A 21,041-nucleotide genomic window follows, 5' to 3' on the forward strand; every position below is an offset into this window, starting at 1 on the left:
ACTGATCAGACTCCAGCGGGCGTGAGGGCGTCGGCGGCGGCGAGGTCGGCCGGGGAGGACAGGTGCCCCGTGACGGCCGTCGCGGCGGCGACCTGCGGGGAAACCAGGTGGGTCCGCCCGCCCTTGCCCTGCCGGCCCTCGAAGTTGCGGTTGGAGGTGGAGGCGGAGCGCTCACCGGGGGCGAGCTGGTCCGGGTTCATGCCCAGGCACATGGAGCAGCCCGCGTGCCGCCATTCGGCGCCGGCCTCCTTGAAGACCACGTCCAGACCCTCGGAGACGGCCTGGAGCCCGACCCGCGCGGAGCCCGGGACGACCAGCATGCGTACGCCGTCGGCGACTTTGCGGCCCTTGACGATCTCGGCGGCGGCCCGCAGGTCCTCGATCCGGCCGTTGGTGCAGGAACCTACGAAGACGGTGTCCACCTTGATGGACCGCAGCGGCTGCCCGGCCGCCAACCCCATGTACTCCAGGGCCTTTTCGGCGGCGAAGCGCTCCGAGGCGTCTTCGTACGAAGCCGGGTCGGGGACCGCGGCCGAAAGCGGCGCACCCTGCCCCGGGTTGGTGCCCCAGGTGACGAACGGGGACAGCTCGGCGGCCTCGATGACGACCTCGGCGTCGAACTCGGCGTCCGGGTCCGTCCGCAGCGTCTTCCAGTACTCGACCGCCGCGTCCCAGTCCGCGCCCTCGGGGGCGTGCGGACGGCCCTGGAGGTAGGCGAACGTGGTCTCGTCGGGGGCGATCATGCCCGCGCGGGCGCCGGCCTCGATCGACATGTTGCAGATGGTCATCCGGGCTTCCATCGAGAGCTTCTCGATGGCCTCGCCGCGGTACTCCAGGATGTAGCCCTGGCCGCCGCCGGTGCCGATCCTGGCGATGACCGCCAGGATGAGGTCCTTGGCGGTGACGCCGTCGGGCAGCTCGCCGTTGACCGTGATCGCCATGGTCTTCGGCCGGGCCATCGGCAGCGTCTGGGTGGCCAGCACGTGCTCCACCTGGGAGGTGCCGATGCCGAACGCCAGCGCGCCGAAGGCGCCGTGCGTCGAGGTGTGCGAGTCGCCGCACACCACGGTCGTGCCCGGCTGGGTCAGGCCCAGCTGGGGTCCGACGACGTGCACGACGCCCTGCTCGACGTCGCCCAGCGAGTGCAGCCGCACGCCGAACTCCGCGCAGTTCGCCCGCAGCGTCTCCAGCTGGACCCGGGAGACCGGGTCCGCGATGGGCTTGTCGATGTCGAGGGTCGGGGTGTTGTGGTCCTCGGTGGCGATGGTCAGGTCGAGCCGCCGCACGGTCCGGCCGCTCTTGCGCAGGCCGTCGAAGGCCTGTGGGCTGGTCACCTCGTGCAGCAGGTGCAGATCGATGAAGAGGAGGTCGGGCTCGCCTTCGGCGCGCCGGACGACATGGTCGTCCCAGACCTTCTCCGCGAGTGTCCTACCCATCGCTTTCCCTCCGGCCGGCAACGGCTCGCCGGCCCAACTAGAGATCTTGAAGGAAGCGGCGCCCGCGCCCCGGTTTCCGGGCAACCGCCACCAGGCCCTTACGTCACGGGCCGTTGTGACTTCGTGCCTTCCAGAGTGGCGCGTTCCACCGAAAATTGAACTTGCGTTTCACAGAGTGAGACGGGAGTATCGTTGCATGGACAACAGTAGTGGCGTCGGCGTTCTGGACAAGGCGGCCCTCGTGCTGAGCGCTCTGGAGTCCGGTCCGGCCACCCTCGCGGGGTTGGTCGGTGCGACCGGACTGGCACGACCCACGGCCCACCGCCTGGCCGTGGCGCTGGAGCACCACCGCATGGTGGCGCGTGACATGCAGGGCCGTTTCATCCTCGGCCCGCGCCTGGCCGAGCTGGCCGCGGCGGCCGGCGAGGACCGCCTGCTGGCCACCGCGGGCCCGGTGCTCACCCACCTCCGTGACGTCACGGGCGAGAGCGCTCAGCTCTACCGCCGCCAGGGCGACATGCGGATCTGCGTGGCCGCGGCGGAGCGGCTGTCCGGCCTCAGGGACACGGTCCCGGTCGGTTCCACGCTCACCATGAAGGCCGGTTCGTCCGCGCAGATCCTGATGGCCTGGGAGGAGCCGGAGCGGCTGCACCGCGGGCTCCAGGGCGCCCGCTTCACGGCGACGGCACTGTCCGGCGTACGCCGCCGGGGCTGGGCCCAGTCCATCGGCGAGCGCGAGCCGGGCGTCGCCTCGGTGTCGGCTCCGGTGCGCGGCCCGTCCAACCGCGTGGTGGCCGCCGTATCGGTCTCCGGTCCCATCGAGCGGCTGTCCCGGCACCCGGGCCGGATGCACGCCCAGGCCATCATCGACGCCGCCGCCCGCCTCTCGGAGGCCCTGCGCCGCTCCAGCTGACGTTCCCGGGGTCGGCCTCAACGCCGCGGCCGACCTTGAGTACAGCGCCCCGTCAGGGGCGCGGGGCTGTGACAGATGCGGCTCCGCCGCGCGGGCGCGAGCAACCACATCGAACCGGCACCCGCAACACAACGAAAATGACCCCCCACCTCAAGCGTTTCCGCTGAGGCGAAGAGCCATCGTCCTGTACCCCCGACCGGATTCGAACCGGCGCTACCGCCTTGAGAGGGCGGCGTGCTAGGCCGCTACACAACGGGGGCCAAGCTGGTCTACCAGGACTCGAACCTAGACTAACTGAACCAGAATCAGTCGTGCTGCCAATTACACCATAGACCAATGTGGTTTAGACCAGACAGTACCCCCGACCGGATTCGAACCGGCGCTACCGCCTTGAGAGGGCGGCGTGCTAGGCCGCTACACAACGGGGGCCCTAGCGAGATCTCAGTGAAGTGATCTCCGTACCCCCGACCGGATTCGAACCGGCGCTACCGCCTTGAGAGGGCGGCGTGCTAGGCCGCTACACAACGGGGGCGTTGCAGATGCCGTGCTGGCTTCAAAACATCTGCGAGCTGGCCTACCAGGACTCGAACCTAGACTAACTGAACCAGAATCAGTCGTGCTGCCAATTACACCATAGGCCACTGGAACGCAAGCCCCTCAACCGGGGATCTTGTTCTAGTTTCGCGCCTCCGGTTCCGGCCTTTCGGCCCGCTTCCCGGCGGCGCAGGAAGAACATTACCTGAAGGTGGACTGGGCTCCAAAACGGGTATCACCGCCGAGGACCGCGGGCAGTTCGGCGAGTGAGGCGATGCGGCGCGGGCCGGCCGGCGGGTCCACGGTCGCGTAGACACCGCCCCGGTCGATCCACACCGACAGCAACCCCGCGTCGGCGGCGCCCCGGCCGTCGATCTCCGGGTGGTCACCGACGTACGCCACCTCGTGCGGGGGCAGGGTGAGGGCCTCGCAGGCGGCCAGGAAGGCGCCGGCGGCGGGCTTGGAGACGCCCAGTTCGGCGGCGCACAGGATGGCCTCGAAGCGGTCGTGGACGCCGAGGACGCGGAGTTTGCGGTCCTGGACGGTGAGGCTGGAGTTGGACAGCACGGCGTGCCGGTGGCTGTCGGCGAGGGCGTCGAGGACCGGCAGCACGTCCGGGAAGAGGGACCAGGCCGCCTCGTAGTGCGTCAGATAGCGGTCGAACCAGGCGTCGGCCTCGGCGTCGGTCAGCTCCGGGCGGTTCAGGAAGACCCGGGTGCGGTCGCGCCGCTGGGTGCCGAAGTCGACCTCGCCGGCCGCGAACCGGGCCCACTGGATGTCGGTGATCCGTCGCCAGAGCGCGAGCGCCTGCTCGGCGGTCCCGTACCGGTCGAGCAGTCGCTCGGCCGCGAGATGCGAGCGGATGCCCTCGCGGTCGGCGGTGGTGTAGTCGAAGAGGGTGTCGTCGACGTCCCAGACCACGGCTTTGATCGTCATGGCCCCGACGCTACCGCCGGGGCCATCCGGGGCATACCGCGGACGGTCAGGCCGCCAGCCGAGCCAGCGCCGCGTCGATCCTGGTCAGCGCCTTCTCCTTGCCCAGGACCTCCAGGGACTCGAAGAGCGGCAGGCCGACCGTGCGGCCGGTGACGGCGACCCGGACCGGGGCCTGGGCCTTGCCGAGCTTGAGTCCGTGGGCCTCGCCGGCGGCCAGGACGGCCTCCTTGAGGGACTCGGGAGACGTCCAGTCCGCCGCGTCCAGCTTCTCCCGGGCGGTGCGCAGCAGGGCGTCGGAGCCCTCCTTCATCGCCTTGGTCCAGGACGCCTCGTCGAAGGCTGGCTCCGCAAGGAAGAGGAAGTCGACGTTGTCGGTGATCTCGGAGAGCACCTTCAGGCGGGTCTGCGCGTGCGGGGCGATCGCCTGCCACTTGGTCTCGTCGAAGTCCTCCGGGGCCCAGGGGGCGACGGGGGCCTTCAGCCAGGGGCGGCAGCGCTCGGTGAAGTCCTTCACCTCGAGCAGGCGGATGTGGTCGCCGTTGATCGCCTCGCACTTCTTGAGGTCGAAGCGGGCCGGGTTGGGGTTGACGTCCTTGACGTCGAAGGCCGCGACCATCTCGTCGACCGAGAAGATGTCCTGGTCGGCGGAGAGCGACCAGCCGAGCAGGGAGAGGTAGTTGAGCAGGCCCTCGGGGAGGAAGCCGCGCTCCCGGTAGAGGTTCAGGCTGGACTGCGGGTCGCGCTTGGAGAGCTTCTTGTTGCCCTCGCCCATCACGTACGGCAGGTGGCCGAAGGCCGGGATCTCCTTGGCGACGCCCAGCTCGATCAGCGCCTTGTAGAGGGCGATCTGGCGCGGGGTGGAGGAGAGCAGGTCCTCGCCGCGCAGGACGTGGGTGATCTCCATCGCCGCGTCGTCGACCGGGTTGACCAGGGTGTACAGCGGGGCGCCGTTGGCGCGCACGATGCCGTAGTCCGGGACGTTCTCCGGGGTGAAGGTCAGCTCGCCGCGGACCAGGTCGGTGAAGGTGATCGTCTCGTCGGGCATCCGGAAGCGGACGATGGGCGCCCGGCCCTCGGCCTCGTACGCCTCGACCCGCTCGGCGCTCAGCTCGCGGCAGTGGCCGTCGTAGCCGGACGGCTTGCCGGCCGCGCGGGCGGCCTCGCGGCGGGTGTCCAGCTCCTCCTGGGAGCAGTAGCAGCGGTAGGCGTGACCGGCGTCCAGGAGCTTTCGCGCGACCTCCTGGTACAGGTCCATGCGCTGCGACTGGCGGTACGGGGCGTGCGGGCCGCCGACCTCGGGGCCCTCGTCCCAGTCGAAGCCGAGCCAGCGCATGGAGTCCAGCAACTGGTTGTAGGACTCCTCGCTGTCGCGGGCCGCGTCGGTGTCCTCGATGCGGAAGACCAGAGTGCCCTGGTGGTGGCGCGCGAAGGCCCAGTTGAACAGGGCGGTGCGGACCAGGCCCACGTGCGGGTTACCGGTGGGCGAGGGACAGAAACGGACGCGTACGGGGGACGCTGCGCTAGCCACGCTTGACAACCTTGTTGGTGAGAGTGCCGATGCCTTCGATGGTGACGGCGACCTCGTCGCCGACGTTGAGGGGGCCGACCCCGGCCGGGGTGCCGGTGAGGATCACGTCGCCGGGCAGCAGGGTCATCGCCTCGGAGACGTTGACGACCAGGTCCTCGATGGAGTGGATCATCTCGCTGGTGCGGCCGAGCTGGCGCTGCTGTCCGTTGACGGTGAGCTGGATCGTCAGGTCGGCGGCGCGGGCCAGGTCGATGTCCGTCTCCACCCAGGGGCCCAGCGGGCAGGAGGTGTCGAAGCCCTTGGCCCGGGCCCACTGCTTCTCGCGGCGCTGGACGTCGCGGGCGGTGACGTCGTTGGCGCAGGTGTAGCCGAGGATCACGTCCGCGACCCGTTCGCGCGGGACTTCGCGGCACATCCGGCCGATGACCACGGCCAGCTCGGCCTCGTGGTGCAGCTCCTGCGAGAAGGAGGGGTACTGGATCTGGTCGCCGGAGCCGATGACCGAGGTGGACGGCTTGAAGAAGGCGAACGGCGCGTCGGGCACCTCGTTGCCCAGCTCCCGGGCGTGCTCGGCGTAGTTGCGGCCGAAGGCGACGACCTTGTTGGGGAGCACCGGCGGCAGCAGCCGGACCTTGCTCAGCGGGACCTTGGTGCCGGACAGCTCGAAGTCCGCGAACGGGATGCCCTTGATGATGTCGAGGACGAGCTGGTCCGGCTGGTCGCCCTCGACCGCGCCGAAGGCGACGTTGCCGTCGATGGAGAACCTGGCGATGCGCACGGGTTGCTTGGCCCCTTGACTGATGCGGCTGGAGTCTGACGCTCCAGGCTAACGCGGCAGGGGCGGGGGGCTTCGCCCATTACCCGTGACCGGCTTGCCCGCGACCGGCTCGAACGTGACCGGCTTGCCCGCGACCGGCGGCGGTGCCCTACTCGGCGGGAGTGGCCGAGACGGGGATCTCCATGAGGATGGTGCGCCGGGGGTTGGCGGTCTGGGCGGGGAGCTCGACGGGGTGCTCCGGAAGCTCCGGGGCCGTCAGTTCGCCGGCGTCCTTCAGGTGGACCAGCGTCGTGCGGCGCGGATTGGCGATCTTGTGGAACATCATCGTCGTCTTCACGGTGGTACGAGCCTCGTCGGGTACGGGCGCCGGACGGGCCCCGAAGGGCCTCGGCGGGGGCGCGGGTTGTCGGATTTGCGTTCTCTGTAAAGCGCCAGGCTATGCACGCCATTCCCCGCCGAAGACGTGGAGGACTCATGAGGACGGTGTGAGTTTGCTCACTGAGCAAGGGGCAAAGCGGTCAAAGCAGACCTGCCCCCCGCCTCCACTAAACGGATATTTCCCCCTTGAAGCGACCATTCCGCTCCTGATCATGGCGACTGGGACACCTACCGGGGACCGATGACTCGTGGCCATACGCCCGTTTTGCCGTCGGCCACTCTCTACGTCCGGTGACCCGGCCCTCACAAGCTGTCACGCCGGTCGCGGGCTGTCTCATTGCCCTTGTTGGAGATCCTGCACTGTGCTGGAATTCCACGGACCGCCGCAGGATCGAGCCGGCACACAGGGGGCGCAGCGAAGCGCCGCGTGGCGGCACGAGGGGGAGCCGGCGCCGGTTACTCACGACCATCAGGGGGCGTATTCAGGGCGCTCCCAAGACGCCGACACCGTGCCTCGCCGTTCACCCGGCGGGGTGCCTGGTCCAGAGGTTGCGACGCTAGTGCAGGGACGTTTCAAGAGGGATGGCAGCGCTTCGGCGGAGCCCGAGGCGCAGGGTGGGACTGGCCCCATGACAGGCAGTTCCTCGCCCCAGCACGCCCAGCACGCCCAGAAGGCAGCCTCGGGCCCGGCCGCGTCGGGCGCCGGCGGCGAGCGCTCCGGGCGCGGCGGCCCGGCGGCTCCGGGTGCCCCGGGAGGTCCCGGCCCGGAGACCCAGGCGCCGGCCGTGAAGCCGCCGAAGGGCCCGAGCGGTCCGGGTTCGCGAATAGCCCTGCGCAACTGGCGGATCTCCACCCGTCTGGTGTCCCTGCTGGCGCTTCCCGTGGTCGCGGCCACCTCGCTGGGCGCCCTGCGCATCAGCGACTCCATGGACAACATCCAGCAGCTCGACAACATGAAGCTGCTGACGGAGATGACCGCGCGGGCCACCGAGCTGGCCGCGGCCCTCCAGGAGGAGCGGGACAAGTCGGCGGGTCCGCTGGCGCACAACTCCTCCTCCAGCGCGACCGCGGTGAAGGGCGACCGGGAGAAGACCGACCGGGCGCTGGCGAACTTCATCGACGGCTCGGAGGAGATCGACGCCGCCAGCAAGGACGGCAACCTCCAGGGCGTCCGCGACACCGTGGTCGGTCTGGCCAGCGAGCTCAACGGCCTCAGCAAGATCCGCAACTCCGCCTACCAGGACGCGGGCAACTCGACCCAGACCGTCGACGCCTACCACCGTCTGATCAACCACCTCCTGGACCTCTCCCAGGACATGGCGGAGGCGACCAGCAACCCCGAGATGATCCAGCGCACCCGCGCGCTGTCGGCGTTCTCGTCCGCCAAGGAGTACGCGTCGGTGCAGCGGGCCGTCATCGCGGCGGCGCTGCCCACCAGCAACACCACGGCCGGTGACCTCTCCGAGAACGACCGGCTGTACGCGCAGGCGGCGCTGGACAGCCAGGACTACGACCTGCGCAGCTTCGCCAGCATCTACGGCAGCGGTTCCACCGAGCTGCTCCAGCCCATCGAAGAGGGCAACGCGACGATCGAGGCGGCCGACAAGTACGCCGGCCGGGTGCTCGCCAACGACGGCGCCATCGAGGAGATGGAGAAGCAGTCCTACCAGGACTGGCTGGACAGCAGCTCCACCAAGATCCAGCAGATGACCAAGATCGAGCACACGCTGCTGGAAGACATGGAGCAGCAGGCGCGTGAGCTGCGCAGCGAGTCGGAGCGCGAGGCGATCCTGTCCGGTGCGCTGATCCTGATCGTGCTCGGTGTCTCGCTGGTCGGCGCGTTCGTGGTGGCCCGCTCCATGATCCGTTCGCTGCGCCGACTCGAGGAGACCGCCACCAAGGTCGCCTCGGACCGGCTGCCCGAGCTGGTCAAGCAGCTCTCCGAGTCCGACCCGCAGGACGTGGACACCTCCGTGGAGTCGGTCGGTGTGCACTCCCGGGACGAGATCGGCAAGGTGGCCGCGGCCTTCGACGACGTGCACCGCGAGGCGGTCCGGCTGGCCGCCGAGCAGGCCCTGCTGCGGGGCAACGTCAACGCGATGTTCACCAACCTCTCGCGCCGCTCCCAGGGCCTCATCCAGCGCCAGCTCTCGCTCATCTCCGAGCTGGAGTCCCGCGAGGCCGACCCGGACCAGCTCTCCTCGCTGTTCAAGCTGGACCACCTCGCCACCCGTATGCGCCGCAACGGTGAGAACCTGCTGGTCCTCGCCGGTGAGGAGCCGGGCCGCCGGTGGACCCGGCCGGTGCCGCTGGTCGACGTGCTTCGCGCCGCCGCCTCCGAGGTGGAGCAGTACGAGCGGATCGAGCTGGCCTCGGTGCCGACCACCGAAGTGGCCGGCCGGGTCGTCAACGACCTCGTGCACCTGCTCGCCGAGCTGCTGGAGAACGCCACCTCGTTCTCCTCCCCGCAGACCAAGGTCAAGGTCACCGGTCACGCGCTGCCCGACGGCCGGGTGCTGATCGAGATCCACGACACCGGTATCGGCCTCTCGCCCGAGGACCTCGCCGCGATCAACGAGCGGCTCGCCTCGCCGCCCACCGTGGACGTCTCCGTCTCCCGCCGCATGGGCCTGTTCGTGGTCGGCCGCCTTTCGCAGCGGCACGGCATCCGCATCCAGCTGCGGCCGTCCGACTCCGGTGGCACGACCGCGCTGGTCATGCTGCCGGTCGATGTCGCCCAGGGCGGCCGCAAGCCGCAGGGCAAGCCCGGTCAGCCCGGTACCGGCGGTCCCGCCGCCGCGCAGGCCGCGGCCGGTGCCGCGGCGGCCCGGCGGGCGGGCGGCGGCCAGGGCGGCGGCGCGCTCGGCGCGGGTGCCCCCGGCGGTCCCCGGCTCGCGCCCGGTCAGGGGCCGCGCGCCGCGCTGCCCGGCCGGGACGGCGGACAGCCGGGCGCACCGGGCGGTGCGCGCGGACCGCAGTCCCCGGTGGCACCGCTGCCGCAGTCTCCCCAGTCCCCGCAGGGCCGGCCGGTGCCGGCGGGCGCGGGGGCCGGCCAGGCGCCGGGCGCCCCGCAGGGTCTGCAGGCCGCGGGCCTGAACGCGCCGCAGCCGCCGCAGGGCGGCCAGGACGCCTTCGGCAACACCGCGGCGGCCGCGCCGCAGCGCGGGCGCCGCAAGGGCGGCTCCGGCGGCGACGAGCGTGGCCGGCGTCCGCAGCTCCCGCCGCGCGGCGGTCCCCGGGCCGAGCTGCCCGGCGGCAACCCGCAGCCCCGGGTGCCCAGCTGGAGCGACGAGAACGCGCAGCCGTCGGTGGACCGCGCCGCGCTGGACGCCCCGCGCGGCCACGAGGAGCCGGACGTCGCCCGTACCTCCCTGGTCCCGCGCGTCGACGACCGGCAGGGTCCGGCGACGACCGCCGAGATGCCGGTGATCGGCCGGTTCGACGAGCAGCCGGGGCCCGCCACGGCCGAGTTCCCGCGCCCGGACTTCGACGCGCCCGCGCCGGGCACCGGCGAGACCCGGCACTCCGGCCGGTACGCCGCGCCGGAGCAGAACGGTCCGGCGCCCGCCGACCAGTTCGCCCGTCCCGGCGGTTACCCGCCGCAGGGCGGCGGCCAGGACGGGGCGCGGGACAACGGCCCGTTCGTCCGCTCCGACGTCTTCGGCGCCCCGGCCGGCGCCGCCGACCGGGCCGACCAGAGCCGGTTCGCCCCGCAGGCGTACGAGGACGGCTCCAGCACCGGGCGGCACAGCCTCCCGGGCCACCAGGACCCGGCCGCCACCGGCCAGTTCGAGCGGCCCGGCCTGAACGGCACCAGCCAGTACGACCGCCCGGACACCGGCCAGTACGACCGCCCCGACCCCGCCGCCACCGGCCAGTACGAGCGGCCGGCCCCGGCCCAGAGCGGTCAGTACGACCGCCAGGACCAGTACGACCGCCAGGACCCGGCGGCCACCGGCCGGTACGAGCGGCCGGGCCAGCCGTCCGAGGACCCGTTCGGGGCGCAGGGTTTCGAGCCCCGCGACCCGGCCGCCACCGGCCGGTTCGACCGCCCGGACCTGAACGGCACCGGCCAGTACGACCGGCCTGAAGCGGCGCCCGCCGCCCCGTACGACCGCCAGGACCAGTACGACCGCCAGGACCCGGCGGCCACCGGTCAGTTCGAGCGGCCGGCGGGGCGTGGGAACGGCTTCGGCGGGACCCACCTCCAGCGGCCGCAGCGGCCGGTGCGGCAGGAGCCCGAGGCGCTGCCCCCGGCCGGTCCCGGGGACGGCCGTACGCCGCTGTTCGACACGCTGGAGACCAACTGGTTCCGCGGCGAACGGCAGGCGCAGGCCGCTGAGCAGCAGGTTCCCGAACAGCAGGTCCCCGAGCAGCAGACTCCCGCGGCACCGCAGCCCGCCGCACCCCAGCGTCCCGCGACCTCTTCCTGGCGCAGCTCGCCGAACGACGAACTCGTCCGGCAGGCCGAGCGCGTCCGGCAGCCGGCCGCGGGCGGCATCACCACCTCCGGCCTGCCGCGCCGGGTGCCCCGCGCGAACCTCGTGCCGGGCACAGCTCAGCAGCAGTCCCACCAGAGCGGTCCGCAGGTCTCGCGCGCACCCGACGAGGTACGCGGCCGGCTGACCAATCTCCGTCGGGGTATCGCACAGGGCCGTCAGGCGGGAAGCGGCCAGACCGGCAACTTCCCGAGGCCCACTCACCAGCAGGAGCGTTAGTTGAGCCCGATGAGCCAGGCGGCACAGAACCTCAACTGGTTGATCACGAATTTCGTGGACAACACCCCCGGGGTGTCCCACACCGTCGTCGTCTCCGCCGACGGACTCCTTCTGGCGATGTCCGAAGGCTTCCCGCGCGACCGCGCCGACCAGCTCGCGGCCGTCGCCTCGGGGCTGACCTCACTCACGGCCGGGGCGTCCCGGATCTTCGAGGGCGGCAACGTGGCGCAGACGGTGGTGGAGATGGAACGCGGGTTCCTCTTCCTCATGTCCGTCTCGGACGGCTCGTCCCTGGCGGTGCTCGCCCACCCGGAGTGCGACATCGGCCTGGTCGGCTACGAGATGGCGCTGCTCGTCGACCGCGCGGGTGCGGTGCTCACACCCGACCTGCGCGCCGAACTACAAGGAAGTCTGCTCCACTGATCGGCCCCGGCACCACCCGTCTCACCAAATCACCGTCCGGCCGCCACAATCCCCCCACCGGCCACATCAGACGGCTTGACTTACCGACATGCCGCCCCGCCCGGAGGACCCATGACCCCGCCCACCGCCTCTCATGATCCGTACGCGGAGCCGTACGAGGACGAGGGCGACCAGCCGTTGGTACGTCCGTACGCGATGACCGGCGGCCGGACCCGGCCCCGCTATCAGCTCGCCATCGAGGCGCTGATCAGCACGACGGCCGACCCGGCAGCGCTGATGGGGCTGCTCCCGGAGCACCAGCGCATCTGCCACCTGTGCCGCGAGGTGAAGTCGGTGGCCGAGGTGTCGGCCCTGCTGGCGATGCCGCTGGGCGTGGCCAGGATCCTGGTCGCGGACCTCGCGGAAGCCGGCCTGGTCGCCATCCATCAGCCGGGCGGCGACGAGAACAACGGCGGCGCGCCGGACGTGACACTGCTCGAAAGGGTGCTCAGTGGACTTCGCAAGCTCTGACGGGGGTCGCGCGACGACTTCCGCCAAGATCGTGGTGGCCGGCGGCTTCGGCGTGGGCAAGACCACGTTCGTCGGCGCCGTCTCGGAGATCAACCCGCTGCGCACCGAGGCCGTCATGACGTCCGCCAGCGCGGGCATCGACGACCTCACCCACACCGGGGACAAGACGACCACCACGGTCGCCATGGACTTCGGCCGCATCACCCTCGACCAGGACCTGATCCTGTACCTGTTCGGCACCCCGGGCCAGGACCGCTTCTGGTTCATGTGGGACGACCTGGTGCGCGGCGCGATCGGCGCGGTCGTGCTGGTCGACACGAGGAGGCTCGCCGACTGCTTCCCCGCCGTCGACTACTTCGAGAACAGCGGTCTGCCCTTCGTCGTGGCGCTCAACGGCTTCGACGGGCAGCAGCCGTACAACCCGGACGAGGTCCGCGAGGCGCTCCAGATCGGCCCGGACACCCCGATCATCACCACCGACGCCCGGCACCGGGCGGACGCCAAGAGCGCGCTGATCACGCTGGTCGAGCACGCGCTGATGGCCCGGCTGCGGTAACGATCAAGTCGACAACGGTGTACGACAGTTGTCGTAGGCCCTGCGGAGCCGGCTGTGTCCTTTGACACCGCCGGCTCCGGTGTTCATAACGTTTCGGCAGAGGAATCGGGTGGTACCGCCACGCGCAGCGCACATCTGGTCTCGCTGTGCGCACGAAGGTCCCGGCATTTGGCGCCCCTCGCTCTTTATGACCGTTTTATCTGGGGCTTACATCACATGTAATCCGCTCGTCACACTGTTTGGAAGAGCGCTGGTCGTCGTGCTGGAATGCCAGAACTGCTCGATGGTCAAAGACATACTCATCAGTAATGCGTACGTGATGAGTAGGTGACGTACCGGGCTCTGAGACACTGCGGCACGACACAGGTGCCGACCGCCGAGAGGTTGTTGGTCGAGTGAGGCGAAGCAAGAACAGTCCCGAGCCGTCGTCGGCCCGGGGCAACTTCACCCCGCCGCCGCGTACAGCGGCGCCCGCCCCCGTGCCCGGTCCGGAACCCAAGGCCGCCCCCGCCCCCAGCGGCGGGCGCATGTCGCCGCGCAACTGGCGGGTGGCGACCCGCCTCAACGCCATCCTTCTCATACCCGTGCTGGTCGGCCTGGTCATGGGCGGCTTCCAGGTGAAGGGCTCGATCGACACCTGGCAGGACGCCGAGGACGCCGAGAACACCGCGAAGCTGGTCCAGGCGTCCCTGACCTACGCCAACGCCCTCTACAACGAGCGGGACGTCTCCGCCGCCCCGCTGCTCCAGGGCAAGGACGACGACGCGAGCGTCGCCAAGGCCCGGGCCGCCACCGACGCGGCCGCCGACGACTTCGACGCGGCGGCGCAGAGCATGCCCGCCAAGGTCGGCCTGGAGCGCCGGCTGACGCAGTTCCGGGACGTCGAGCCCAAGCTCCAGACGCTGCGCACCACCGCCTACACCACCAAGCTCAAGGGCGTGGAGACCGAGGAGGGGTACGTCGGCGTCGCCCATCCGCTGATGGAGTTCGCCAACGAACTCGGTCTGGGCACCGGCAACATCACCTCCTACGGCCGGACCGTCTACGCCATCTCGCTGACCAAGGCGTCGCTGTCGCTGGAGCGCTCCATCGGCATGCACATGCTGACCAAGCCGGGTCCGGAGCCCAGCCATCTGGCCAGCCAGCGCGTCGCCCTGTCCTCCTACGCCTACCTGGAGGGCATCGCCGTAGAGGAGTACATCGGCGGCGGCACCGAGGCGGACGCCAAGAAGCTGGACGACCTGGAGGCCCAGGTCAAGGCGGACGGCGCGGCGCTGGCCAAGGAGGCCGCGGCCAAGGACCCGGACTACGTGCCGCCGCCGTCCAACCCGACCACGATGGTCTCCGAGCTGGCCCAGCTGGACTCCACCGACGCCAGTGACCGGGCGTCGCTGGCCCAGCAGGGCATCACGCCGGCCAACTGGTGGGCGGTGACCACCCTCAAGTTCGACGCGTACCGCACCATCGAGTCGGACATGGCCGACAAGGCCGTGACCGAGGCGTCCGGCATCGCCGACGACGCCGAGCAGGACGCCTACATCACCGGCGCCATCGTGGTGATCGCGCTGCTCGCCGCGTTCATCCTGGCCGGCATGGTGGCCCGCCAGATGAGCCGCAACATGCGCAGCCTGCGCAACGCCGCCTTCGGCATCGCCGAGCAGCGGCTGCCGATGCTGGTCGACCAGCTCTCCCGCACCGACCCCGGCCGGGTCGACACCCGGGTCTCCCCGATCCCGATCACCACCACCGACGAGATCGGCGAGGTGGCCCGCGCCTTCGACCAGGTGCACCGCGAGGCGGTCCGGCTCGCCTCCGAGCAGGCCCTGCTGCGCGGCAACATCAACGCGATCTTCACCAACCTCTCGCGCCGCAACCAGTCGCTGATCGAGGGCCAGCTGAGCCTGATCACCGACCTGGAGAACAACGAGGCCGACCCCGACCAGCTGGAGAGCCTGTTCCGGCTGGACCACCTGGCCACCCGGATGCGCCGCAACGGCGAGAACCTGCTGGTGCTGGCCGGCGAGGAGCCCGGCCGCCGCTGGGACCAGCCGGTCCCGCTGGTCGACGTGCTGCGGGCCGCCTCCTCCGAGGTGGAGCAGTACGAGCGCATCGAGCTGTCCGGCGTCCCGGAGGCCGAGATCCACGGCCGCGCGGTCACCGACCTGGTGCACCTGCTCGCCGAGCTGCTGGAGAACGCCACCACGTTCTCCTCGCCGCAGACCAAGGTCCGGGTCACCGCGACCCGGCTGCCGGACGGCCGGGTGATGGTCGAGATCCACGACAAGGGCATCGGCCTGACCGCCGAGGACTTCGCGGACATCAACCACAAGCTGGCCAACCCGCCCACCGTGGACGCCGCGATCTCCCAGCGGATGGGCCTGTTCGTGGTCGGCCGGCTGTCCGACCGGCACGGCATCCGGGTCCAGCTGCGCCCCTCCGGCGAGCAGGCCGGCACCACCTCACTGGTCATGCTCCCGGACGCCATCACGCACGGTGGCGGCGGCGACAGTCCGCAGCGGCGCGACGACTTCACCGTCTCGGGGATCATCCCCGAGCAGCAGTTCCAGGGCGAGAACTTCGCCCCGCAGCAGCAGCCCCTGCGCACCGCCGCCGAACTGGGCTTCGACGACACCAGGTACGCGGACGTCCCCGACGACATCCGCGAGCTGGACCCGGTCGGCCGCTCCCTGATGCGCGAGGAGCGGCGCGCCGCGCTGGAGTCCCAGGCCCAGCCCGGCGCCGAGCCGCAGCAGCAGGACCCGTTCACCGGTCAGCCCGCCTACGAGCAGGGCTACGACCAGGGCTACCCGCAGGGCTACGACCAGCAGCAGCCGTACGCCGACCAGGGCCGGAGCACGTACGACGCCCCCCAGCAGCCGGCGTACGACGAGCAGTACTACGCGACGGACACCGGCTACCCGCAGGCGGCGCAGGACCAGGCGGCCGGGTACCCGGGGGCGGGTCAGCAGGACGACTGGCCGCAGCCGGACGGCTACCAGAACGGCTACCCCGCCCAGTACCCTGCGCAGGAGGCGGCCCCGCCCCAGTCCGCACCGGCCGCCGACCCGAGCGAGACCGACCGCGTAGGCTTCGACCGGCCGGGACCGGCGCCGTCCGCCGTCCACGACCTGACCGAGGCCGGACTGCCGCGCCGCGGTTCCGCCGGGGGCGGCGCGCACCGCGCGGCACCGGAGCCGTCGGCTCCGGGTTCCGCTTCCGTGTTCGGCGGCGACGACAGCTTCGGCGGCGAGCGCCAGGGCGAGAGCGACTGGCGGTCGGCCAACGACGAGCGCTGGCAGCAGGCGTCCCAGCTGAAGAAGCCGAAGGCGGGCGGAGTGACCCCCTCCGGTCTGCCCCGGCGGGTGCCCAAGGCCAACCTGGTCGAGGGCACCGCCGAGTCCACCCCCCAGGGCGGCCCCCAGGTCTCCCGCGCTCCGGAGGACGTCCGGGGCAGGCTGAGCAACCTGCGTCGCGGTGTCGAACGAGGCCGCAACGCGGGCAGTGAAACGAACAACGGCCAGGCCACTGGGTCTCACCACAGTGGTCCTGACAGCACCTACGACCAGGAGCGTTAGTGTGAGCCCGATGAGCCAGGCGGCACAGAACCTGAACTGGTTGATCACCAACTTCGTGGACAACACCCCGGGGGTGTCCCACACGGTGGTGGTCTCCGCCGACGGACTGCTTCTGGCGATGTCCGAAGGTTTCCCGCGCGATCGGGCCGACCAGCTCGCCGCCGTCGCCTCCGGTCTGACCTCGCTGACCGCCGGTGCCTCGCGCATCTTCGAGGGCGGCCATGTGAACCAGACGGTTGTGGAGATGGAGCGGGGATTCCTCTTCATCATGTCCATCTCCGACGGTTCGTCGCTCGCGGTTCTCGCACACCCCGAAGCGGACATCGGTCTCATTGGGTACGAGATGGCCCTGCTGGTCGACCGGGCCGGTACGGTCCTGACGCCGGACCTGCGCGCCGAGCTTCAAGGGAGCCTTCTCAACTAACGGGCAGACGGTGCGTTTTGGCCTCCCGGCACCGTAAGGTTTCGGGACGCGGCTCCACAGTGATGGGTGCCAGGCACAGTCGGAGGAGGAGAAAGTGGCAACACCCCCAGGCGGTCCGTCATCGGGCAACTGGTCGTACGGCCCCGCACAGGGCCACGGCGACGGTGCGAACCCGTACGGCTTCCCCTCCACGCCCAGCCACCGGCAGCCGTACGCGCCGCAGGGCCCCGGCCCGTCGCCGTACGACCAGCCGCCGGCCCCGCGCATCCAGCCCGTCCAGCCGCAGCGCCGCACCCCCGAGCCCGCGCCCGCCGGGGCGTCGAACAACCCCCTGGTGCGTCCGTACGCCATGACCGGCGGCCGGACCCGCCCGCGCTACCAGCTCGCCATCGAGGCACTGGTGCACACCACCGCGCAGCCGCACCAGATGCAGGGCCAGTTGCCCGAGCATCAGCGGATCTGCCAGCTCTGCCGGGAGATCAAGTCGGTGGCCGAGATCTCGGCCCTGCTGACCATCCCTCTCGGTGTGGCCAGGATTCTCGTCGCCGACTTGGCGGAGGCGGGACTGGTCGCCATCCATCAGCCCGGCGGCGACGAAAGCGCCGGCGGCCAGCCAGACGTGACACTGCTCGAAAGGGTGCTCAGTGGACTTCGCAAGCTCTAGCGGAGGGCCTTCCCGCTCCACCACGTCCGCGAAGATCGTGGTGGCCGGCGGTTTCGGCGTGGGTAAGACCACGTTCGTCGGCGCCGTCTCGGAGATCAATCCGCTGCGCACCGAGGCCGTGATGACATCCGCGTCAGCGGGCATCGACGACCTCACCCACACCGGGGACAAGACGACCACCACGGTCGCCATGGACTTCGGCCGCATCACCCTCGACCAGGACCTGATCCTGTATCTCTTCGGTACGCCCGGCCAGGACCGCTTCTGGTTCATGTGGGACGACCTGGTGCGCGGCGCGATCGGCGCGATCGTGCTGGTCGACACCCGCCGGCTGGCCGACTGCTTCCCGGCGGTCGACTACTTCGAGAACAGCGGACTGCCGTTCGTGATCGCGCTGAACGGGTTCGACGGGCAGCAGCCGTACAACCCGGACGAGGTCCGCGAGGCGCTCCAGATCGGCCCGGACACCCCGATCATCACCACCGACGCCCGGCACCGGGCGGACGCCAAGAGCGCGCTGATCACGCTGGTCGAGCACGCGCTGATGGCGCGGCTGCGCTAGCGATCGGCCGGAACCGCTTGCGGCCCCCGTTCCTCCTGTGGGAGGAACGGGGGCCGTACGTCGTGGTGGGGGGACAGGGATGAGCGCAGAGGCGGCCGCGCTGCGGCTGGGGACGACCGTGGCGAGCACGGCGGCACAGATCTGGCTGGGCGGGAAGCGGCGGGCGCAGGAACGCGAACTGCCGATCGAGGAGCTGGCCCGGGTGCGGGTGCCCGGGGTGAAGTTCTCGCGGAGCGTGAAGCGGCAGTTCGAGCAGATCGCCGACGCGGTGTTCGACCGGCTGGAGCCGTTCCTGGAGCACGAGTTCAGGGCGCTCACGGAGGCCGGGCGGCAGGCGGTGATCGACGCGGTCTGCGACACGTTCGCGGCGGCCGACCTCTCGGACCGGGCGCTGCTGGCCGCCGACGCCCAGCCCGCCGAGCTGATCCGGCGGATCACCGGCACGGTACGCGCCCCGATCGGTCTGGGCGAGGCGGAGAGCAGCCTGTACGAGCGGCTGTTCACCGAGTGCGTCGAGTACTACGTGCGGATCGTGCGCGGTCTGCCGGTCTTCGAGGAACGCGCGGCGGCCGAACTGCTGGTCCGCACCTCCACGCTGGGCGGCGAGGTGGCCCGCATCCTGGAACGGCTCCCCGACCGCACCCTGTTCGCCCCCGACGGCACGGACCAGGACACCGCGTTCCGGCGCCGGTACCTGGAGCTGGTCAGCGAGAGCCTCGACGAGGTCGAGCTGTTCCGCCGCGCCTCCGACCGCGCGGCGGCGCAGGTCCGGCTGTCAGTGGCGTACGTCAGTCTGCGGGCCACCGGCGACGACACCGCGTGGCGGCGCACCGCCCCTTCGCTGCCCCGGCTGCGGGCCGACATGAGCGACTGGGAGGAGGCGCCGGGCGGCGAGGGCTCCGGGATGCGGGTGGAGGCCGCGCTCCGGGGCTCCGCCCGGGTCCTGCTGCGCGGCGAGGCCGGTTCCGGCAAGACGACGCTGCTGCGCTGGCTGGCCGTCACGGCGGCCCGCGGCGCCTTCACCGGCGAACTGGCCGACTGGAACGGGCTCACCCCGGTCGTCGTCAAGCTGCGCGAGTACAGCGGCCGCCCGCTGCCCGCGCCGGAGGCGATGCTGGACGGGGTGGCGGCGCCCCTCACCGGCGTCATGCCCAGGGGCTGGGTGGAGCGGCAGCTCGACAGCGGCCGGGCGCTGCTGCTGATCGACGGGGTGGACGAACTGCTCGACCGGGAGCGCCGGGCGGTACGGGACTGGCTGCGCCGGCTGCTGTCGGCGTACCCCGGGGTGCGGGCCGTCGTCACCTCCCGCCCCGCCGCGGCCGGCGCGGACTGGCTGCGGCGCGAGGACTTCACCGCGCTGCACCTGGACCGGATGACCCCGCCGGACCTGACGGCGTTCGTCCGGCAGTGGCACCAGGCGGTGCGGGAACTGGGCGAGGAACTGCCGTGCCCGGTGGCGGACCTCCCGCAGTACGAGCAGTCGCTGCTGGCGAGCCTGAAGGACCGGGCGCATCTCCAGTCCCTGGCGGGCACCCCGCTGCTGGCGGCGATGCTGTGCGCGATGCACCTGAACCGGGGGCGGCACCTGCCCCGGGACCGGATGGAGCTGTACCGCAGCGCGCTGCACACCCTGGTCCACGACCGGGACGCCGACCGCAACGTGCCGAGCGCGATGGACAGCGCGCTGAGCCTCGGCGACAAGCTGATCCTGCTGCGCGACCTGGCCTGGCGGCTGTCGGACAACAACCGCAGCGAGATCGACCTGGAGCAGGCCGCCGTGCACGTCGCGGCCAAGCTCCGGGCGATGCGGCACCTGGAACCGCTCGACGGTGCGCAGGTCCTGGGCCGGCTGCGGGACCGCTCCGGGGTGCTGCGCTCCCCCGCGCAGGGCCGGCTGGACTTCGTACACCGCACCTTCCAGGAGTACCTCGCCGCCGAGGAGGCCGCGCAGGAGGACCGGATGGGCAATCTGGTCGGGCGGGCGCACCTGGACCTGTGGCGGGAGACGGTCATCATGGCGGCGGGCCACGCCAACGCCCGGCAGCGGGAGGAACTGCTCGGCGGCATCCTGGACCGGGCGGAGACCGAACCCCGCAACGCGCGCCCGCTGCGGCTGGTGGCGGCGGCCTGCCAGGAGACGCTGCCGGAGGTCTCCGAGAAGCTCGCCGCGCGCCTGGACACGGCGGTGGCCGCCCTGCTCCCCGCCCGCCGGGCGACCGACCCGGCCGCGCTGGCGGCGGTGGGACCGAGCCTGCTGCGGCGGCTGCCGCGGTCGGGGGCGGGGCTGTCGGAGAAGTCGGCGGCGTACACCGTGCGGACGGCCGCCCTGATCGGCGGGGAGGAGGCGCTGCGTTTGCTGGCGGGGTACACGGGGGACGGCCGGCACCGCGTGGTCGATGCGCTCATCGACGCGTGGGGTTACTTCGACGCGGCGACGTACGCCGACCGGGTGCTGTCACGGCTGCCGCTCGCCGATCACCTCGTCAATGTCACCCATTCCGCCCAGTGGCGAGTTGTCACCGGGCTGCCGTCGGTCACCGGGCTGGGTATCGAGTACCCCTTCACCCGGTTCACAGAGGTGGGCGAAGTACCGTCCGTGGTCGACCTGCGACTCTACCTCCTGCGCGGCGAGGTCGACCTGCGGGTGCTGCGGCGTCTGCCCAAGCTCGAGTGTCTGGCGCTGAGCGGCGACATGACCATGCACCACCTCGACGTGCTCGCCGAGCTGAAGCACCTGTGGCTGCTGCACCTCGGCCTGCGCGGCACGCCCTCCCTCGCGGGTCTACGTCTAGGTCCCCGCCTCCAGTCCCTCATCCTGTGGGACGTCACCGCGACCACGGACCTGACCGTTCCGACCGACTTCTCCCACTTGCCGCGCCTCCAAGTGGTTACTCGCGACATCTGCCTGCCCAGGAACCTGCACGCGGTCACGTCACTGCCCGAACTGGCCCTGTCCCTGCACGGCGTCGACATCGCCGCCTGGCTGTCGTCCCCGGACTTCGCACCACCGAAGGTCAAGCAGCTCAAGCTGTACGACTGCCTACTGCCGGACGACCGCGACGCCCTGGACTTCCCGGGCGTCGCGGTCACCGTCTCCTCCTGAGAC

General features: G+C 71.3%; 15 protein-coding genes and 5 tRNA genes. 10 read left to right on the plus strand and 10 right to left on the minus strand.

Features of this window, described 5'->3' with window-relative positions; translation table 11 throughout:
• Positions 1-5: 5 nt before the first annotated feature.
• Positions 6-1,436: a 3-isopropylmalate dehydratase large subunit gene (gene leuC, locus AB0G32_RS28885; protein WP_361169490.1), complete on the minus strand. Its 1,431-nt coding sequence runs from the start codon at positions 1,434-1,436 to the stop codon at positions 6-8.
• Positions 1,437-1,632: 196 nt separating this feature from the next.
• On the opposite strand from leuC, the gene ndgR reads away from it, so the two are divergent.
• A complete protein-coding gene (ndgR, locus tag AB0G32_RS28890; RefSeq protein ID WP_361169493.1) occupies positions 1,633-2,349 on the plus strand; it encodes an IclR family transcriptional regulator NdgR in 717 nt (238 codons plus the stop codon).
• 187 nt (positions 2,350-2,536) lie between these two features.
• On the opposite strand, the gene AB0G32_RS28895 is transcribed toward ndgR, so the two are convergent.
• From AB0G32_RS28895 to AB0G32_RS28935, 9 genes are all read right to left on the minus strand, one after another.
• A tRNA-Glu gene (locus AB0G32_RS28895) sits at positions 2,537-2,609 on the minus strand.
• Positions 2,610-2,613: 4 nt separating this feature from the next.
• Positions 2,614-2,685 (minus strand) — tRNA-Gln (locus tag AB0G32_RS28900).
• A 20-nt stretch (positions 2,686-2,705) separates the two neighbouring features.
• Positions 2,706-2,778, minus strand: a tRNA-Glu gene (locus AB0G32_RS28905).
• A gap of 30 nt (positions 2,779-2,808) precedes the next feature.
• A tRNA-Glu gene (locus AB0G32_RS28910) sits at positions 2,809-2,881 on the minus strand.
• A gap of 37 nt (positions 2,882-2,918) precedes the next feature.
• Positions 2,919-2,990: transfer RNA gene (locus AB0G32_RS28915), tRNA-Gln, on the minus strand.
• A 94-nt stretch (positions 2,991-3,084) separates the two neighbouring features.
• A complete protein-coding gene (locus AB0G32_RS28920; protein ID WP_361169496.1) occupies positions 3,085-3,819 on the minus strand; it encodes an HAD family hydrolase in 735 nt (244 codons plus the stop codon).
• 46 nt (positions 3,820-3,865) lie between these two features.
• Complete coding sequence (gltX, locus tag AB0G32_RS28925) at positions 3,866-5,347, minus strand: glutamate--tRNA ligase (protein WP_361169499.1); 1,482 nt, start codon at positions 5,345-5,347, stop codon at positions 3,866-3,868.
• Complete coding sequence (locus tag AB0G32_RS28930; protein WP_361169502.1) at positions 5,340-6,125, minus strand: fumarylacetoacetate hydrolase family protein; 786 nt, start codon at positions 6,123-6,125, stop codon at positions 5,340-5,342. The genes gltX and AB0G32_RS28930 overlap by 8 nt, the downstream gene beginning before the upstream one ends.
• 148 nt (positions 6,126-6,273) lie before the next feature.
• Positions 6,274-6,462 (minus strand): hypothetical protein, encoded by a 189-nt coding sequence (locus AB0G32_RS28935; protein WP_361169505.1) that lies wholly within the window; start codon positions 6,460-6,462, stop codon positions 6,274-6,276.
• 601 nt (positions 6,463-7,063) lie between these two features.
• On the opposite strand from AB0G32_RS28935, the gene AB0G32_RS28940 reads away from it, so the two are divergent.
• The 9 genes from AB0G32_RS28940 to AB0G32_RS28980 all read left to right on the plus strand — a co-directional run bounded on the left by AB0G32_RS28940 (position 7,064) and on the right by AB0G32_RS28980 (position 21,038).
• A complete protein-coding gene (locus AB0G32_RS28940) occupies positions 7,064-11,221 on the plus strand; it encodes a nitrate- and nitrite sensing domain-containing protein (protein WP_361169508.1) in 4,158 nt (1,385 codons plus the stop codon).
• A gap of 9 nt (positions 11,222-11,230) precedes the next feature.
• The gene (locus tag AB0G32_RS28945) at positions 11,231-11,644 is read left to right on the plus strand and encodes a roadblock/LC7 domain-containing protein (RefSeq protein WP_003973453.1); all 414 of its coding nucleotides are present in this window, start codon (positions 11,231-11,233) and stop codon (positions 11,642-11,644) included.
• 111 nt (positions 11,645-11,755) lie between these two features.
• On the plus strand, positions 11,756-12,154 hold the full coding sequence (locus AB0G32_RS28950; RefSeq protein WP_003973454.1) for a DUF742 domain-containing protein: 399 nt from the start codon (positions 11,756-11,758) through the stop codon (positions 12,152-12,154).
• Positions 12,135-12,710: an ATP/GTP-binding protein gene (locus AB0G32_RS28955; protein ID WP_215170007.1), complete on the plus strand. Its 576-nt coding sequence runs from the start codon at positions 12,135-12,137 to the stop codon at positions 12,708-12,710. Before AB0G32_RS28950 ends, AB0G32_RS28955 begins: the two co-directional genes overlap by 20 nt.
• Positions 12,711-13,105: 395 nt before the next feature.
• Positions 13,106-16,285: a nitrate- and nitrite sensing domain-containing protein gene (locus AB0G32_RS28960; protein WP_361169512.1), complete on the plus strand. Its 3,180-nt coding sequence runs from the start codon at positions 13,106-13,108 to the stop codon at positions 16,283-16,285.
• Between the two features lie 10 nt (positions 16,286-16,295).
• Entirely contained in the window at positions 16,296-16,709 is a 414-nt protein-coding gene (locus AB0G32_RS28965) for a roadblock/LC7 domain-containing protein (protein ID WP_189419756.1), read from the plus strand.
• Positions 16,710-16,803: 94 nt separating this feature from the next.
• Positions 16,804-17,373 (plus strand): DUF742 domain-containing protein, encoded by a 570-nt coding sequence (locus tag AB0G32_RS28970; RefSeq protein WP_361169516.1) that lies wholly within the window; start codon positions 16,804-16,806, stop codon positions 17,371-17,373.
• A complete protein-coding gene (locus AB0G32_RS28975; RefSeq protein ID WP_009314218.1) occupies positions 17,354-17,935 on the plus strand; it encodes an ATP/GTP-binding protein in 582 nt (193 codons plus the stop codon). The genes AB0G32_RS28970 and AB0G32_RS28975 overlap by 20 nt, the downstream gene beginning before the upstream one ends.
• A 79-nt stretch (positions 17,936-18,014) precedes the next feature.
• Positions 18,015-21,038 (plus strand): NACHT domain-containing protein, encoded by a 3,024-nt coding sequence (locus AB0G32_RS28980; protein ID WP_361169519.1) that lies wholly within the window; start codon positions 18,015-18,017, stop codon positions 21,036-21,038.
• Positions 21,039-21,041: the final 3 nt, after the last annotated feature.

This window comes from Streptomyces sp. NPDC023723 (assembly GCF_040639815.1).
Classification (GTDB): Bacteria; Actinomycetota; Actinomycetes; order Streptomycetales; family Streptomycetaceae; genus Streptomyces.